This window comes from Mesorhizobium sp. B4-1-4, from assembly GCF_006439395.2.
Taxonomy (GTDB): Bacteria; Pseudomonadota; Alphaproteobacteria; order Rhizobiales; family Rhizobiaceae; genus Mesorhizobium.
The window spans coordinates 780,285-794,414 of sequence record NZ_CP083950.1 but is presented as its reverse complement, the minus strand read 5'-3'; the positions used below and the strand labels follow the sequence as shown (position 1 = coordinate 794,414).

At 60.6% G+C, this 14,130-nt stretch carries 19 protein-coding genes; 7 read left to right on the top strand and 12 right to left on the bottom strand.

Features of this window, described 5'->3' with window-relative positions; all coding sequences use genetic code 11:
* The 4 genes from FJW03_RS03625 to FJW03_RS03610 all read right to left on the bottom strand — a co-directional run bounded on the left by FJW03_RS03625 (position 1) and on the right by FJW03_RS03610 (position 3,060).
* A complete protein-coding gene (locus tag FJW03_RS03625; RefSeq protein WP_140761451.1) occupies positions 1-588 on the bottom strand; it encodes a histidine phosphatase family protein in 588 nt (195 codons plus the stop codon).
* Positions 589-639: 51 nt separating this feature from the next.
* Positions 640-1,458 (bottom strand): enoyl-ACP reductase FabI, encoded by an 819-nt coding sequence (gene fabI / locus FJW03_RS03620; RefSeq protein WP_140611098.1) that lies wholly within the window; start codon positions 1,456-1,458, stop codon positions 640-642.
* A 107-nt stretch (positions 1,459-1,565) separates the two neighbouring features.
* Positions 1,566-2,498: a DnaJ C-terminal domain-containing protein gene (locus FJW03_RS03615; RefSeq protein WP_140611096.1), complete on the bottom strand. Its 933-nt coding sequence runs from the start codon at positions 2,496-2,498 to the stop codon at positions 1,566-1,568.
* A gap of 100 nt (positions 2,499-2,598) precedes the next feature.
* Entirely contained in the window at positions 2,599-3,060 is a 462-nt protein-coding gene (locus FJW03_RS03610; RefSeq protein ID WP_140611094.1) for an RT0821/Lpp0805 family surface protein, read from the bottom strand.
* Between the two features lie 40 nt (positions 3,061-3,100).
* On the opposite strand from FJW03_RS03610, the gene pdxH reads away from it, so the two are divergent.
* Complete coding sequence (gene pdxH, locus FJW03_RS03605; protein WP_140611092.1) at positions 3,101-3,718, top strand: pyridoxamine 5'-phosphate oxidase; 618 nt, start codon at positions 3,101-3,103, stop codon at positions 3,716-3,718.
* An 8-nt stretch (positions 3,719-3,726) separates the two neighbouring features.
* Here pdxH and FJW03_RS03600 read toward each other — a convergent pair whose 3' ends face one another.
* Both FJW03_RS03600 and FJW03_RS03595 read right to left on the bottom strand, forming a co-directional pair.
* Positions 3,727-4,479: a crotonase/enoyl-CoA hydratase family protein gene (locus FJW03_RS03600; protein ID WP_140761454.1), complete on the bottom strand. Its 753-nt coding sequence runs from the start codon at positions 4,477-4,479 to the stop codon at positions 3,727-3,729.
* Positions 4,480-4,506: 27 nt separating this feature from the next.
* Complete coding sequence (locus FJW03_RS03595; RefSeq protein ID WP_140761457.1) at positions 4,507-6,276, bottom strand: acyl-CoA dehydrogenase; 1,770 nt, start codon at positions 6,274-6,276, stop codon at positions 4,507-4,509.
* Positions 6,277-6,593: 317 nt separating this feature from the next.
* Between FJW03_RS03595 and FJW03_RS03590 the strand changes: the two genes are divergently transcribed.
* Complete coding sequence (locus FJW03_RS03590) at positions 6,594-7,376, top strand: hypothetical protein (protein WP_140761460.1); 783 nt, start codon at positions 6,594-6,596, stop codon at positions 7,374-7,376.
* Here the strand turns inward: FJW03_RS03590 and FJW03_RS03585 are convergent.
* From FJW03_RS03585 to FJW03_RS03575, 3 genes are read right to left on the bottom strand one after another with little or no spacing between them, the layout of a single operon-like run.
* Complete coding sequence (locus FJW03_RS03585; protein WP_140761463.1) at positions 7,360-7,608, bottom strand: hypothetical protein; 249 nt, start codon at positions 7,606-7,608, stop codon at positions 7,360-7,362. The two genes, FJW03_RS03590 and FJW03_RS03585, sit on opposite strands and share 17 nt — an antisense overlap.
* On the bottom strand, positions 7,601-9,205 hold the full coding sequence (locus tag FJW03_RS03580) for a DNA-packaging protein (protein ID WP_140761468.1): 1,605 nt from the start codon (positions 9,203-9,205) through the stop codon (positions 7,601-7,603). The genes FJW03_RS03585 and FJW03_RS03580 overlap by 8 nt, the downstream gene beginning before the upstream one ends.
* On the bottom strand, positions 9,126-9,587 hold the full coding sequence (locus tag FJW03_RS03575; protein WP_140761470.1) for a hypothetical protein: 462 nt from the start codon (positions 9,585-9,587) through the stop codon (positions 9,126-9,128). Before FJW03_RS03575 ends, FJW03_RS03580 begins: the two co-directional genes overlap by 80 nt.
* 227 nt (positions 9,588-9,814) lie before the next feature.
* On the opposite strand from FJW03_RS03575, the gene FJW03_RS03570 reads away from it, so the two are divergent.
* Positions 9,815-10,057, top strand: coding sequence for a hypothetical protein (locus tag FJW03_RS03570; protein WP_140761473.1), 243 nt, complete (start codon positions 9,815-9,817; stop codon positions 10,055-10,057).
* Positions 10,054-10,803 (top strand): HK97 family phage prohead protease, encoded by a 750-nt coding sequence (locus FJW03_RS03565; RefSeq protein WP_140761476.1) that lies wholly within the window; start codon positions 10,054-10,056, stop codon positions 10,801-10,803. The genes FJW03_RS03570 and FJW03_RS03565 overlap by 4 nt, the downstream gene beginning before the upstream one ends.
* A gap of 7 nt (positions 10,804-10,810) precedes the next feature.
* Here the strand turns inward: FJW03_RS03565 and FJW03_RS03560 are convergent, their stop codons facing one another.
* The gene (locus FJW03_RS03560; protein WP_140761479.1) at positions 10,811-11,074 is read right to left on the bottom strand and encodes a hypothetical protein; all 264 of its coding nucleotides are present in this window, start codon (positions 11,072-11,074) and stop codon (positions 10,811-10,813) included.
* Between the two features lie 69 nt (positions 11,075-11,143).
* Between FJW03_RS03560 and FJW03_RS03555 the strand changes: the two genes are divergently transcribed.
* Both FJW03_RS03555 and FJW03_RS03550 read left to right on the top strand, forming a co-directional pair.
* Positions 11,144-11,761, top strand: coding sequence for a hypothetical protein (locus FJW03_RS03555; protein WP_140761482.1), 618 nt, complete (start codon positions 11,144-11,146; stop codon positions 11,759-11,761).
* Positions 11,762-11,978: 217 nt separating this feature from the next.
* The gene (locus FJW03_RS03550) at positions 11,979-12,197 is read left to right on the top strand and encodes a hypothetical protein (protein ID WP_140761485.1); all 219 of its coding nucleotides are present in this window, start codon (positions 11,979-11,981) and stop codon (positions 12,195-12,197) included.
* A 235-nt stretch (positions 12,198-12,432) separates the two neighbouring features.
* Here FJW03_RS03550 and FJW03_RS03545 read toward each other — a convergent pair whose 3' ends face one another.
* Both FJW03_RS03545 and FJW03_RS03540 read right to left on the bottom strand, forming a co-directional pair.
* Positions 12,433-13,392, bottom strand: coding sequence for a DUF2971 domain-containing protein (locus FJW03_RS03545; RefSeq protein ID WP_140761487.1), 960 nt, complete (start codon positions 13,390-13,392; stop codon positions 12,433-12,435).
* 2 nt (positions 13,393-13,394) lie between these two features.
* Entirely contained in the window at positions 13,395-13,748 is a 354-nt protein-coding gene (locus FJW03_RS03540) for a hypothetical protein (RefSeq protein WP_140761489.1), read from the bottom strand.
* Between the two features lie 132 nt (positions 13,749-13,880).
* Between FJW03_RS03540 and FJW03_RS03535 the strand changes: the two genes are divergently transcribed.
* On the top strand, positions 13,881-14,120 hold the full coding sequence (locus FJW03_RS03535) for a hypothetical protein (protein ID WP_140761493.1): 240 nt from the start codon (positions 13,881-13,883) through the stop codon (positions 14,118-14,120).
* The last annotated feature ends 10 nt before the right edge of the window (positions 14,121-14,130 follow it).

Genomic DNA, 14,130 nt, shown 5'->3' with positions numbered 1-14,130 from the left:
CTACAGCCACTCCAGGCATTCACCCTGCAGCCGGAGCACGCGATCGTGCGGTATCTCCAGGTTCGCGGCCTCGTCCTCGGGCATCTCAAGCACGAAGCGAAACAAGGTCCGCATGACGCCGCCATGCGTCACGCAGATCGTGTTGTGGTCGAGCGCGTCGAATCGGGGCTTCACCCGTTCAAGCAGCATCTGGTAGCTCTCGGCACCTTCGCCGGGCGGCTGGAAGTTCCATTTATCCAAAGCGCGAGTCTTCTTCGCACGGGGATAGCGTGTCTCGAGCTCGGCAAAGGTGAACCCCTGCCAATCGCCGAAATTGACTTCAACGAGATCGGGATCGGTTCGATAGGCGAGCGGATCGAGCTTCATCGCGACGCGGATGCGCTCCATCGTTTCGCGCGTCCGCCTCATCGGGCTGGCGATGAAATCGAAATCCTCCGGCTTGTGGACGAGGCCGGCCAACCGATTCCCGTTTCCGGTGGCCTGTTGGCGGCCGAGCTCATTGAGATCGGTGTCGGCCTGACCCTGAAGCCGGGCCTCGGTATTCCACGCGGTCTGGCCGTGGCGCACGATGTAAACCAGCGGGTACATCAGGTCTTCCGGAGGTGAGGCCTGGGCCTAGGCGGAGGATTGGCGGGAAAGCTATTCCTTGACCGTCGAAATATCAGGCGCGTCGACCGCCTTCATGCCGACCACGTGATAGCCGGAATCGACGTGATGCACTTCGCCGGTCACGCCACGCGACAGGTCGGACAGGAAATAGACGCCGGAATCGCCGACCTCTTCCTGCGTGACCGTCTGCTTCAGTGGTGAATTGTATTCGTTCCACTTCAGGATGTAGCGGAAGTCGCCGATGCCGGATGCGGCCAGCGTCTTGATCGGGCCGGCCGAGATTGCGTTGACGCGGATCTTCTTGGCGCCGAGATCGACGGCAAGGTAACGCACGCTGGCCTCGAGCGCGGCCTTGGCAACGCCCATGACATTGTAGTGCGGCATCACCTTCTCGGCGCCATAATAGGTGAGCGTCAGCAGTGAACCGCCCTCGGTCATCAGCGCCTCGGCGCGCTTGGCGATGGTGGTGAAGGAAAACACCGAAATGTCCATGGTGCGCAGGAAGTTGTCGCGCGTCGTCTCGACATAGCGGCCGGTGAGTTCGTCCTTATCGGAGAATGCGATCGCGTGGACGAGAAAGTCGAGCTTGCCCCAATGCTTGGCGACATTGGCGAAGACCTCGTCGAGGCTGGCCGGATCGGTGACATCGCAATGGCCGGCCACATAGGCGCCCAGTTCCGCCGCCAACGGTTCGACACGCTTTTTGAACGCCTCGCCCTGATAGGTCAGCGCGATCTCGGCGCCATGGTCGGCGCATGCCTTGGCGATGCCGAAAGCGATCGACCTGTTGTTCGCGACGCCCAGAATCAGGCCGCGCTTGCCGGCCATCAGGCCCTGTCCACCCGCCATGTGCGTGCTCTCCGCAAGAGTATCTGCTTTGTGGAGAGCCCTATCGCACAGGCACAGGGCCCCTTCAAGCGCTCAAACCGGACAGTTCGGGGGACAAAAGTCGCCGATCAGCCTTTTTGGCCACGCAGCATCGCTTCCAGAGCGCTGTCACCACCCTCCGGCAGCATGATGCGCACATGAGCGTAGAGATCGCCGTGACCGCCGGCTTTTTCCGGCAGGCCCCTGCCCTTGAGTCGCAGCACCTTGTCCGAACTCGACCAGGCGGGAACGTTGACCGCGAGCCTGCCTGTCGGCGTCTCGACCGGCACCTTGGCGCCCAGCACCGCATCCGCCAGCGACACCGGCAGATCGGCATGCAGGTCGCGGCCCTCGATACGGTAACGCGGATGCCGGCGGATATGGATCTTGACCAGCGCGTCGCCGGGCTGGCCCGGCCCCTGCTCGCCTTGCCCCTTCAACCGAATGGTCTGACCATCCTCGACGAAGACCGGCAGTTTGACCGCCACCTTGCGGCCATCCGGGAACATCGCCGTCACCTTTTCGGCGTTCGCCGCTTCCTCGATGGTGATGTCGAGCGTGACGTTCAGATCGGCAGCGGTGGCGGGCTGGCGGCGGTCGCCCATGCCGGCGCCGCGCGCGCCCGAAAAGGCGTCGCCGAAAATCTGGCTGAAGATGTCGCTGTTGCCGTCGAACGGATCACCGCCTGGCCGCCCGGAGCGGAACTCGAATCGCGAACCGCCGGGCCCCTGCTGCTGGCGGCGGAACCCGGCAAAGGGGTCGCCGCCACCTGCGGCGCCTTCAAAGCCCTGGAAGCGCGGCTTGCCGTCGGCGTCGATCTCGCCGCGATCGAAGGCGGCGCGTGTCTTCTCGTCGCCGACGATCTCATAAGCCTGATTGGCCGCGGCAAAACGGTCCTTCGCCTTGGGATCATTCGGATTCTGGTCCGGATGATGTTTCTTGGCGAGTTTCCGGTACGCCGATTTTATATCCTTGGCCGATGCGTTCTTTGCAACGCCCAGCACCTCATACGGGTCGCGCATGCTTTCTGCCCTGGGGAAGGAGTGAGTCCATACTTGCCCCCTATATGCGCTTGCATAGGAAGAAATTCCAGTAGCGGACTGTCACATCAAAGGCGGAAAATCAGAGCGCCTTGAAGCCCTGCATGCGCCAGCCGCCGGCGCCGGCGAGGCAGAGTTCGCCCTCGAACATGGCAACGCCATCAAAGCTTTCGCGCGAAGCCTTGAAGCGACGGCAGGTCTGGCCCCTGTCCTTCAATTCCGCCAGCTCAATGATGGAGCCGCGCGACCCGGTGCCGGCATTCGCCCACGGCACGGCCTGGCCGCCGAGCTGTACGATGTCGGCGGAAGACACCGCATTGCCGATCGTCGTCTGGTCGGAGTCGCGATCCGAATCGGCCGGCTTGGCCAAAGTCGATGTGCCGCTGGTCAGGATCGAGCGGTCGACCTCGGCTTTCTCCAGGCTGAAGCCACCCGCGCCACAGCCGGCAAGCGGCAGGGCGATTGAGACGATCGCGGCTTTCGCGCTGGCCGAAGCGATAACGCCCCATTGCCTGCTGTCAAAAGCTTGCGCGATACGCGACAATCGGCAACCTCCCCGGCTTAGTGACAATTTGAGAAAAATTATGAGTGACACAGAGTTAACAACCAGTGACTTTACCGATGCGGCCGAGCCCTTTCGCCTCTTTGCCGCATGGCTGGAGGACGCCACGAAAAGCGAAGTCAACGATGCCAACGGCGTAGCGCTGGCAACCGTCGATACCGAGGGCATGCCGGATGTGCGGATGGTGCTGCTCAAGGGGTTCGATGAAAGCGGCTTTGTGTTCTACACGAATTTCGAAAGCGCCAAGGGCCAGGAAATTCTGGGCAGCATGAAGGCGGCGATGTGTTTCCATTGGAAATCGCTGCGCCGCCAGGTGCGCGTGCGCGGTCCGGTGGAGATCGTCACCGATGCCGAGGCCGACGCCTATTACGCGACGCGGCCGCGCGGCAGCCGCATCGGCGCCTGGGCCTCGAAACAGTCGCGGCCGCTGGAAAGCCGCTTCGCCCTGGAGAAAGCCGTCGCCGAATACACGGCCCGTTACGCCATCGGCGAGATCCCCCGCCCGAAGCACTGGTCGGGCTTCCGCATCGTGCCGAAGACCATCGAGTTCTGGCAGGACAAGCCGTTCAGGCTGCATGACCGGATGGTCTTTTCGCGCAACGCCAAGGGTGGTTGGGATAAGACGCGGCTTTATCCCTGAAAAGGGCCTCAGCCCTTCTTTCTGGTCATGAACGCGGTGAGCGCCTCGCGCGCCTCATCGGATTTCAGCCGCTCGCGAAAATGCGCGCTTTCCACGCCGATGCGGGCGACGACGTCGTCGCGCGAGCCGCGCATCAGGTCACGCGCGATCTTCAGCGCCTGCGGCGGCTTGGCGGCGATCTGGCGAGCGGCCGCCAGGACCGAGGCCTCCAGAGCGCTCTCTTCGACCACATCGTAGATCAACCCGGCAGCCTTCGCCCGCTCGGCCGAAAAACCCTCGCCGAGGCCGAGCAGGGCGAAAGCGCCTTGCTGCCCCAGGATGCGCGGCGCCAACAGGCTGGACCCCGCCTCGGGCACCAGGCCGAGATCGACGAAGGGCGTCTTGAACAGGGTGCGCGGCGTGGCGAAGGTCAGGTCGCAATGCAGGTTGATCGTGGTGCCGATGCCAACCGCGATGCCGTCGACACCGGAAACGATGGGCTTCTCGACCCTGGCCAGCGCCATCAGGAAATCCCAGACTTCCGTGCCGCCGTCGCCGCCTGTGGCGACAATCATGAAATCGGCAAGGTCGTTGCCGGAAGAGAAAGCGCCGGGCACACCGAGAAAGACATGGACGCGGATCGCCGGATCGACGTCGCCTTCGGCAAGAGCCGCCGACATTTTCGCATACATGGCGCGCGTCAGCGCGTTCTTCTTGTCCGGGCGGTTCATACGGATGATCTGGACGGCGCCCTGGCGCTCGACGAGGATATGGTCTGTCACGATGGTCCCTTCGAGCGTTGGAATGTTTCAGGTCGATATCAGCGACTTGCCGGCAGCGGCCAGGCTTCCGGCACCATTGATGACGCGCTCCTTCAAGGCGCGCGTTTCGCCAAGCAGGTTTTCGGCAAAGAAGCGGCAAAGGGCGATGCGGCCACGGTCGGCAAGCCCGCCTTGCGCCAGATAGGCGCCGCCGGCGGCGAATGAGATCAGCCTGAGATAGGGCGTGGCGCCGGCAAGCGCCGCGTCGGTTGAGCCGTTGGCCAACAGTTCCTGCAGGAAGCGCGTCGCCTCGTCGAGATCGGCAAGCGCCCGGTCGAGATTGTCCGCGGTGCGGCCAAAGCCCTCGATGTTGGAGGTGCGGACCGCATCGGCGACTGCTTTCAGCTCGCCGATGTAGAAATGCACATGTTCGCCCCCGCCGAGCAGCAGTTTTCGCGACACGAGGTCGATTGCCTGGATGCCGTTGGTGCCTTCATAGATCGGCGCGATGCGCGCATCGCGATAGAGCGCTGCCGCGCCCGTCTCCTCGATGAAGCCCATGCCGCCATGCACCTGGACACCAAGCGAGGCGACCTCGACGCCGACATCGGTCGAAAAGGCTTTCGCAAGGGGCGTCAGTAGATTGGCGCGGTCGCGCCAGTTGGCGGCAGCCTCGCCCTCGGCGACGCGGGCGCGGTCGATGGCGTGCGCGCAGGAATAGCTGATGGCGCGCGCGACCTGGGTCAGCGCCCGCATCGTCAAGAGGTTGCGCTGCACGTCGGGGTGATGGACGATCGGCGCCATGCCGGACCCGGCATAATCTGATGCCTTGCCCTGGCGGCGCTCATTGGCATAGGCGATCGCCTTCTGGGTGGCGGCTTCCGCGACGGCTACCCCCTGCATGCCGACGGCCAGACGCGCATTGTTCATCATGGTGAACATGCAGGCCAGGCCCTTATTCTCTTCGCCGATCAGCCAGCCGATGGCGCCAGGTTTGGCGCCCTGGAAACCATCGCCATAGATCATGGTGCAGGTCGGCGAAGCATGGATGCCGAGCTTGTGCTCGAGGCCGGAACAGAAGACGTCGTTGCGGGCACCGAGCGAGCCATCCTCTTCGATCAGGAATTTCGGCACCAGGAACAGCGAGATGCCGCGCGTGCCGGCGGGAGCATCCGGCAACCGCGCCAGCACCAGATGGATGATGTTGTCGGTGAAGTCGTGCTCGCCATAGGTGATGAAGATCTTCTGGCCGAAGATGCGGTAGGTGCCGTCGCCGGCGGGCTCGGCGCGAGCGCGGAGCGCGTTGAGGTCCGAGCCGGCCTGCGGCTCGGTCAGGTTCATCGTGCCCATCCATTCGCCGGAGACGAGCTTTGCGAGATATTTCGCCTTGAGCTCTTCGGAGGCATGCTTGTCCAGCGCTTCGACGGCGCCCATGGTCAGCGTCGGGCCGATGCCAAAGGCCATGGCGGCGGAATTCCACATTTCGAGCGCGGCGACGCCGAGCATGGTCGGCAGCGCCTGTCCGCCATATTCCTCAGGTCCGGACAGCGCGTTCCAGCCGCCGTCGATCCAACGGCGATAGAGTTCCTTCCAGCCCGGCGGCATCGTGACGGCAGCGTCCTTCAGCACGGCACCTTGTTCGTCGCCGATCTTGTAGAGGGGTGCCACCTCCTCGGTGGCGAAACGGCCGGCCTCGCCAAGAACGGCATCGACCAGATCCTCGCCGAGATCGCCGAACGTGCCGGCATCGAGCGCTGGCTTCATGCCGGCCACGTGCTTCAGCGTGAACGCGATGTCCTCGACCGGTGCCCGATACATGCCGCTCGATCCTCCTGATACATCGGCCTCGCCGACCCTAGAGCCAGTACCGCCGCAAAACCATCCGCCTTTGGGCGGTCTCCCATCTTCTTTTTACGTAAACACCAAGTGAACACTTATTGCTCAACAATCTCAACCACATGCCGCAAACCCGAAAACCTCAACCCACGTTTAACCCCACACCCCAACATTAAAGCGCACGAATGCGAGACGCGCCGAAATGCGCCCATGTACGCATCTGACCCATATCCCCAGTGTGGCGCATTGCCTTTCGATCCCGCATTATGTCGCTACACATCTACTAGCAGGGACATATTGTGACCGAAACAGAGACCGCCCGTTTATCCCGAACTCTCCCCGACGATCAGCGCGATAAACTGAGGCCGTTCGCTGATGACATTCGCCAACGGTTCGACTCAGGGGCGAAACGAACAGTTCAAAACGCGGTGGAAATTGGCCGTCTATTGTCGGAAGCGAAAGACCGCCTGCGTAACAGCGACGAGGGATGGATTTCATGGGTCGAGCTTGAGTTTGCAGGCCGCCTGTCGATGAAGAGCGTTCAGGTTTATATGCGAATAGCGCGGTTCGTGAGGGACTGGCAGATAAACGTAGAATCTACGTTTTTGAACGTGTCGATCCTTGCCGAATGTTCGATGAAATCGGCGGATGAAAGGCGCGTTAGCGATGTCATCAAAGCCACGATATATGGCCCAATAACGCTAGATCACGCGAAGGCGATTCTCTACCCTGAAAAGCCCATCAAGAATAAGCGCCCCGAGCCCGAGCCGAACCTTGATCCCTCGCCACTCGAACCATCGGGCGAACCATACCTCACGCCACTGTGGTTTAAGCTCATGGTGGAGGATGTCGAGGCGCGCCTAAAAGGGATGGATATCTATCAGCACCTAATGCACGTCGCGCAATCGAAGGGCGTGCGCCTCACGTTGTCGGCACCTGGGAATCCTGAGTATGAATTGCTGATGCCTGACAATCCCAAGGAACCGCACGATCCAGATGCGCCGGATTGGGCGAGGGTTAAACGCGATAAAGTTAAATCTGTCGGTGACGGGTTTCCCTTGTCTTTCAACCCCACCAACTGAACAGGCGAGCGAGGACGCCTTTGCGCTTGCCCTGCAAAGAATCGATGAGCGATTGCAGCGGCGATACAATGCGAACTGACCTCGTTCGACGCTGCAGTTCGGCCTCGCGCTCGGCTTCCTCGATCTGCGCATCATAGCGCTTTTGGTCGATCGCTATCGCCCTCGCCACAAGCTTACGCTTTTGCCATTCCCAAGCGCTCATGCCTTCGGGGATATTCTGAGCATCAAACATCGTTAATCCGCCTCCTGCCCGCCAACATATCAGCGACGATCGCCTGGATGCTGTGCGGGTCTTCGACAACGTGAAATGCTGAACCCACAAGCGCCTGCTTGATCCTGGCCACGTCGTCACCGCGCTCCGACAATTCGCGCCCATGTACGTCAGTGTCTGCTCGCATGTTCATGCTAGGCGCGACAGGCTGAGGCGTCGAACCTTTGCGCCGCCAATCAAACGCGCCATTGCCGACCTGCACCATTTCCCAATTGTCGCGGTCATCGTTCTCGCCAAGCATCAGTTCAGTGATTGCCCATACCAGCGCGTCAACGCGGTCGGGCGATCCTTCACCCTCGAAACCGTTGCCGCTCATCAAGCAGCATTGATCTTCAAGCTCATCGAGATTCCCAACATGCGAGACACGGCCTTGCTCGTACAGGGCGGCAACAGGTTCGGCGCGAACGACCTTGCCTCTTGACGCATGAACCGCTTTGTATGGCACGCTAGGATCGATGGTGTGGATTGTCGCCTCGACCATCTCGCCGCCGAAGTTCACTTCAGCAACGATGCGGTCGGCTTCAAATCGCCGGTACGCTTCAACTGCGCGCTTTCCCCAGCCCGACGGCGACAGGTTGCACGAGTAGTCTGCAAGCACGTAAGCACGCCCATCGACGCCCAAACCCACCACGACGATGCCTGTTGCGTCGCCGCCCCTCGAACCTGTCGGGTCGATGGCGACGACGACGCGCACTAGGTCAACAATCGTTCCTGGCTTGCGGCGCGCAGTGTCGAACCATTCCCGCTGCCAAAGCGCGCCCTGCATGTCGTCAAGGATTTCGGCGTGCAGTTCCTGCCGACCGAGACGGGTGCCCTCGTACTTCTTGGTGATCGAACGCATGAATGGTTTGGCGAGGTTCGCCGCGTTGTCATAGGTCGAACCGCCGCTGATAACCGTACCTTCGTCTCGCATGATGTCGCGCAAAAGCGCCATCGGTTTCGGTGTGGTCGTCACGCAGCATTGCGGAACGATACCGAGGCGCAGGCCGAATTGCAGCATATCCCAGGTATCACGTGCATATTGCCAAGCGCATACTTCATCGGCCCACGCGGCATCATGCTGCGGACCGCGAAGACGATCCGGTTCCTCGGCTGAGTAAAGAACGGCTTGCGCACCGTTCGCCCAAATGATGCGCCGCTTCGATGGTTCGTAAACCGGGATGCCCATGTGATCGCCATTGATGTCGCGATCGTGTTCCCAAGAAACGGCGATGATGCCGCTTTCGCCCTGCACCATCACGTCGCGAGCATCGGCGGCGGTGGCGGCGACGAGCGCTATTCGCTCGCACCCTTCCTTGGCCTTCTCGCGTACCCATTCGGCACCAGCGCGGGTTTTGCCGAAACCGCGCCCTGCGAGGATCAACCATGTCTCGAATTGCTCGGGCGAAAGCTGTTGAGGCCGTGCCCAAAACCGCCAGTTGTGCGGCAGGTACAGCTTTTCGTCTTCGCTGAGTCCTTCGATAAACGCCCGGCGCTTGTCAGTGTCGAGTTTTGCGAGGATCGCCGCTTTCGACAGGATCGTGCTCGATAAGCTTGTTGAACTTGCGGTCGATGGCATCGACTAATTCCGCCTGTGAAGTTGTGATGTGCAGGTGCGTATTGATCTCGACCTTCTCGCGCCATTCGGTCGGCGCAAGGTTCTTGAGCGCGAACGTCGCGACCACAGCTGAGCGACCGTCGCGCAGCGCGGAAGCCTGTTCCTTTTCCCAATACAGGACTGCCGCCGCCCTGCCCCGTTCGATGGCCTCAGCGAGTTCAGGGTGCTCAAGCGCCCATTCATCGAACAACTTGCGACTGATACCTGCAACGCCGCAGTAGGCCGTCACGGTGTGGCCCTGCTTCATATACGAGATGACGCTATCGCAATGCACGGCACTATAGACGCGCACAGCGCGAGGTTTCGCTACTGAATTGACATCGAAGTGCAGCTTGAAAGGCATAACAACCTCGCCATGTACGTGAATGACTGTTGATCACATACAGGTTTGCGCAAATAAATGCAAGTATCTCCAAATAAATCTGCAAGCATACTGACCTGTTATGTTTACAGTGCGCGCAAATTATGCGTTCAATACACAGTCCCTACGACGGGGCCACCACGCGCACTTGCTGCAACCCTGATCCGGTAGTGGTGGCCCTCGTTAGGGACTCGAAAGGGACACAACCAATGCCGGCATCAGCTCCCATCAAAGGCCTCGACCAGATCGAGCATAATCCCGTGCCACGGGGCGCGCCTGATTTGCGCCTCGAAACCGTCGCTGGCCTGCCGGCGTCGATGGTCGAAGGCGTCGTGCTGTTCGGCGAGCCAACCGCGATCAAGTACGCCGCGCTCGCAGATGGTCAGCTGTTCGAAAGCATTCCCGTCACCGATCCCCGAGCCCTCAAACCAATTGATGAGCCAGCACAATGAGCATTCTAACCAAAGGTTATGACGATGCATCCCAGCGCCTTTGGTACATGAAGGCGGCGGTTGCTTCGCTGATCGCCGTCAGCAAGGGCGATACGAAGGCGCTCGCTGACGCGGAACTGATGGTAACGAAGCTCAAGTCCATGCGCGCCGATGCGGTGCGAGTGCCGACGCAGAAGAATCTTACCGGGGCTGTGATCAAGCTCGACGCGTCGTCGGTCAGCAGTGACTCGGGCGTCATCGCCGGGTGGGCAAGCACCTCCGACCGCGACAGCTACAACCACGAGGTGATGGCCGGCGCCTTCCAAGCGTCGATTGATAAGCGCGGCCTGACCGGTCCGAAGGGCATCAAGCTGCTGCTCGATCACGATTGGACGAAGCCGGCAGGGGTGATCACTACGCTTGAGTATCGCCGAGGCGGCAGGCTTTGGATGGAAGCCAAGCTCAATCTGGATATCGAATACGTCGCGGAACGTTACTCGTACTTGAAACAGTCTGGTGGCGCGAACTTCAGCGTCGGCTTCATGTTGGAAGATTACGAGGTCGTCACGCGAAAGGTCGATGGCGGCGAGGACCAGTACTTGCGCATTGATCGCGGCGACCTGTTCGAAGTGAGCATTGTTCTATTTCCGGGCAACGAAGCGGCGCAGATGCAATCCGTAAAAGCAGGGCCTGAGCATGCCGACACGATGGCGCGCCTGGAACGCCTGCAAACGCTGATACGCACGGCGAAAGGTCAGCTGGCGTGAGCAAGCTTCAAACCCGCAAACCAGCACGCGATCCGGTTCGCCCAGCTGACGAGAACATGTCGATGGCCCCAATCTGGCCGCGCGACAACAGCGGCCCGAGCGAGACCGCGCCGGCGCCCATGTACTCGATGCCTGCGCCGCAGCCCGTCGAACTGCTTGCGCCCATTAGGCCCTCGACCCAGCCCATGAGCGCGGCAAAACCTGCTGCCTCCGTGGCACCCTTGCCGCGCACCCAATCATCCGATCTTCGCGCCCGCACACTCGATGCCATCGACCGCCTCGCGACGTTGGCGGACCTTCAACAATTTTACGCACAATTAGCACAGGGCAAGGAACCATCATGAGCACCGAAACCGACAAGCTCAAGGCCATTCGCGATCATATCTGCCTGCTCAGCGAGCGCTCGATTGAAGCTGTCGCGGTCGAGTGTGGCGTCGGCATTCGCGATCTGAAAGCGTTCGATCTCCCGTCGAAGGCAGCGAAGAAGGTTGTCGAGCGCATTTGGCCGAGCAAGACCATTGACGACGTTACCGGCGAGATTGTTTACAAAGATGCGCAGTCAATCGTGCTGACGGTCGCCGAACTGCGTAACGACGTGCGCAAGCAGCTGACCGATATCGTCGGTTTGTCGGCGCGAACCAACGTTCCCCAGGATGATCTCGTAGCTTTCGCCTACAACGGCGCAACGCTCACCGACGCGCAGATCACCGCAATCGCCAAAATGCGCAACAAGAATGCGGGATACCAAGACGGCAAGTTCGTCAACACGTTCAAGACTGGCATTCTCGGCGACGTGTCGAGCCCCATCATGGCCGGCCCCGCATACGATCCCACCGTGCCCGTGCTGGTGAGCGAGGATGAGCGCGACACGCAGCGTCGCCGCACCGAGCAACTGCGCGGCGCAGAAACAGGCGTCGGCAGGATGAACCCCGCCGCAACGCTAGGGGATCGGGCTTAGTCATGAGCGAACTTCACGTGCCAGTCGATCAGCCCGCGGTACCGTCCGATGAGTCCACGTATCGGCTGCGTGAGGTCGAGCGCGGTTCCGCCACCGACAAGGCCTATGGCGAGCGAATGCGCGAGCACCTGGACACGCTCAGAGCATCCATGCCGACGCTACCGGACCCGAAGCCAGCGCCCGCGCCGAGGCCCGCGCCTGTGAAGTGGCGCATGCCATGAAGCGCCAGTACCTTTACGACGTGATGCGGCACGCTGAGAATCAGGACCTTGCCGACCGCAAGAAGGCGAAGTCTGACGCCGACGTGTTCGCCGATTTCGCACATACAGGGCGCGATAAGTCGGGCCGTGTCAGGTTCGCGAGCGACAATCCGAAAGTCGTGTCGCACCGCGATCAAGCTCACTTCTTCCGCACGTTCGAGAAGCTGAAACCATGAGCAAGCCCGTTACGCCGATCAGCCTGCCCGAACCCTCGCCAGAAGTTAAGGCGATCATTCGCGAATACGTGGCCAAGCAGGAGGCGAAGTACGGGCCGAACTGAAAGTATTTCAAGGCGCGTGAACTGACGAATGAAACCGCGCCCGTGATCGACCGACTTTACAACGTGCTTAGGCCCAACGACAAAGCACAGCTTTTTGGTATCCTTCTTGGTCATCACTCCCCCTTTAATCTCTACTGCCGGAGAGGGATCGTTGAACAGACGACCTTCTTTTCGGCGTCCGGCACGCTTGCCTCCTGTAGAAGCGCGATCGTCGCTTCGCGCAGTTGGTCAGGAAACTCGGTAGGGCCGATAATAATGCGATTAATAAGCTTCGGAAGCTCGGCGCCGACGAATCCATCCTCAGGGTAATCCTTGAAGGGAATGCTGTGGACGACCTGCGGCACACCGCGGATCAATTCAACACTTCGTTCAAGCTTGTGGGAGGTCGAAAAGCGCGGGTCAAAAATTATCCGCCATTCTCGCTCCTCTCGGAAGCCAGGATGCTTCGTACATAAAACAGCGAAGCGAAAGGCAGCAAACAGTGAGTTGATAAGAGCTTGCCGACCCTGACCTTTCAGCAAGGCGCTATGGGTTTCGATGCCTTTGGTCACGCGGTCGAACTGAGCCGAGAATTCGCCCTCGTCCAGATAGGCAACCGGCGAAGAGACGGCGCCCAGCACCGTACTGGTCGAATAAAATGGCTCTGGGTTCAACACCACTGCTACGCCCGCCGGGCCGCCGTAAGCCCTCCACATTGACAAGCGGCCGAGGTCGTCCTCATCGTCGCCGTGTTCGGAAAGGCAGCTTATAAACGTCTCCTTGCCGAAGAGCGGCACCCAACCATTCAAAAGGCCAGTCAGCTCCTCAGCAATCCCTTCGAAAACACCGTCCACAACCGCTCGGAACCGTTCGCCGTTCGCACTGTTCCAGGCCGCCCTAAGGCACCTGGTGCCGTGCTCGATTTCCATAAAATCGTTCATGACGGTCGCGTTGCGAAGCCGCATCTTTTTCGACCGGATGATATGGAAGGCCGTTTCCGCGCTGCAGTAGTGAACGAAGCGGGTCTTGGCCGCCAAAACTTTCATGTACTGTTCCACGGCGACCGGGTGGAAAATCCCAAAGTGGATCAGCTCTTCTTGCGTCACTTGCATTTCTAATACCTATCCGCGTCGGTGCGCTCCGGAGCCTCGTTACCGGGCCTCACCCGGTAGTCTTTCAGATCCTTACCCGGCTCGAAATGGGCGCGGAAGGCCTCTTCAGCCTTTTTCCCGCCCCTGCCCGTCCAGCCCTTCTGTTTTGCGCGAATCCAATACTTGAACTGCGGCACCGCGCGGCGGACCTTGCCCGGCTCCGCTGGGCCAGCCTGTTTCGCCCGCAGCTGCGCGAGGTTCTTTTCAAGGGTGGCTATCTGCTCGGCCAGCTTGCTGTCACGGACGGCGGCGGCGTCCGCAATCAGTTTATCCAGCTCATCAATGGTCATGCCGTGCAGGTTCGGGGCGCCAGCCATCGGTCTCTCCAGTGGGGCCGGACGGTACGCTTAATGGCTAGGAGAATCAAATAACCGAGCCGGTTAAAGGGTTTAGCGGTTAATGGCCGAAGCATTTGGTATTGTCGGATGTGGATAAATAACTATTATAAAATGCTTTACAGTATTATCATCTGCCCGAACCAGTTTGGTCATGTTGATGATGAAGTCAGCGAGCAGGCTGCCGATGACGAGGCGGTGGATAGCTTTATCGAAACCGAGGATGAAGCCCGCGCGGCAGCTTTAAGGTTGGCAAAGCATGTCGGCTACCGCGTCGAGGTCGAAGCCGTAACCGTTCGCCGTGACAATTGGCAATCCGAGCCCGCCTTCCGCGTATTCCCGTGGTCGAATTGAGGGAGGGTCC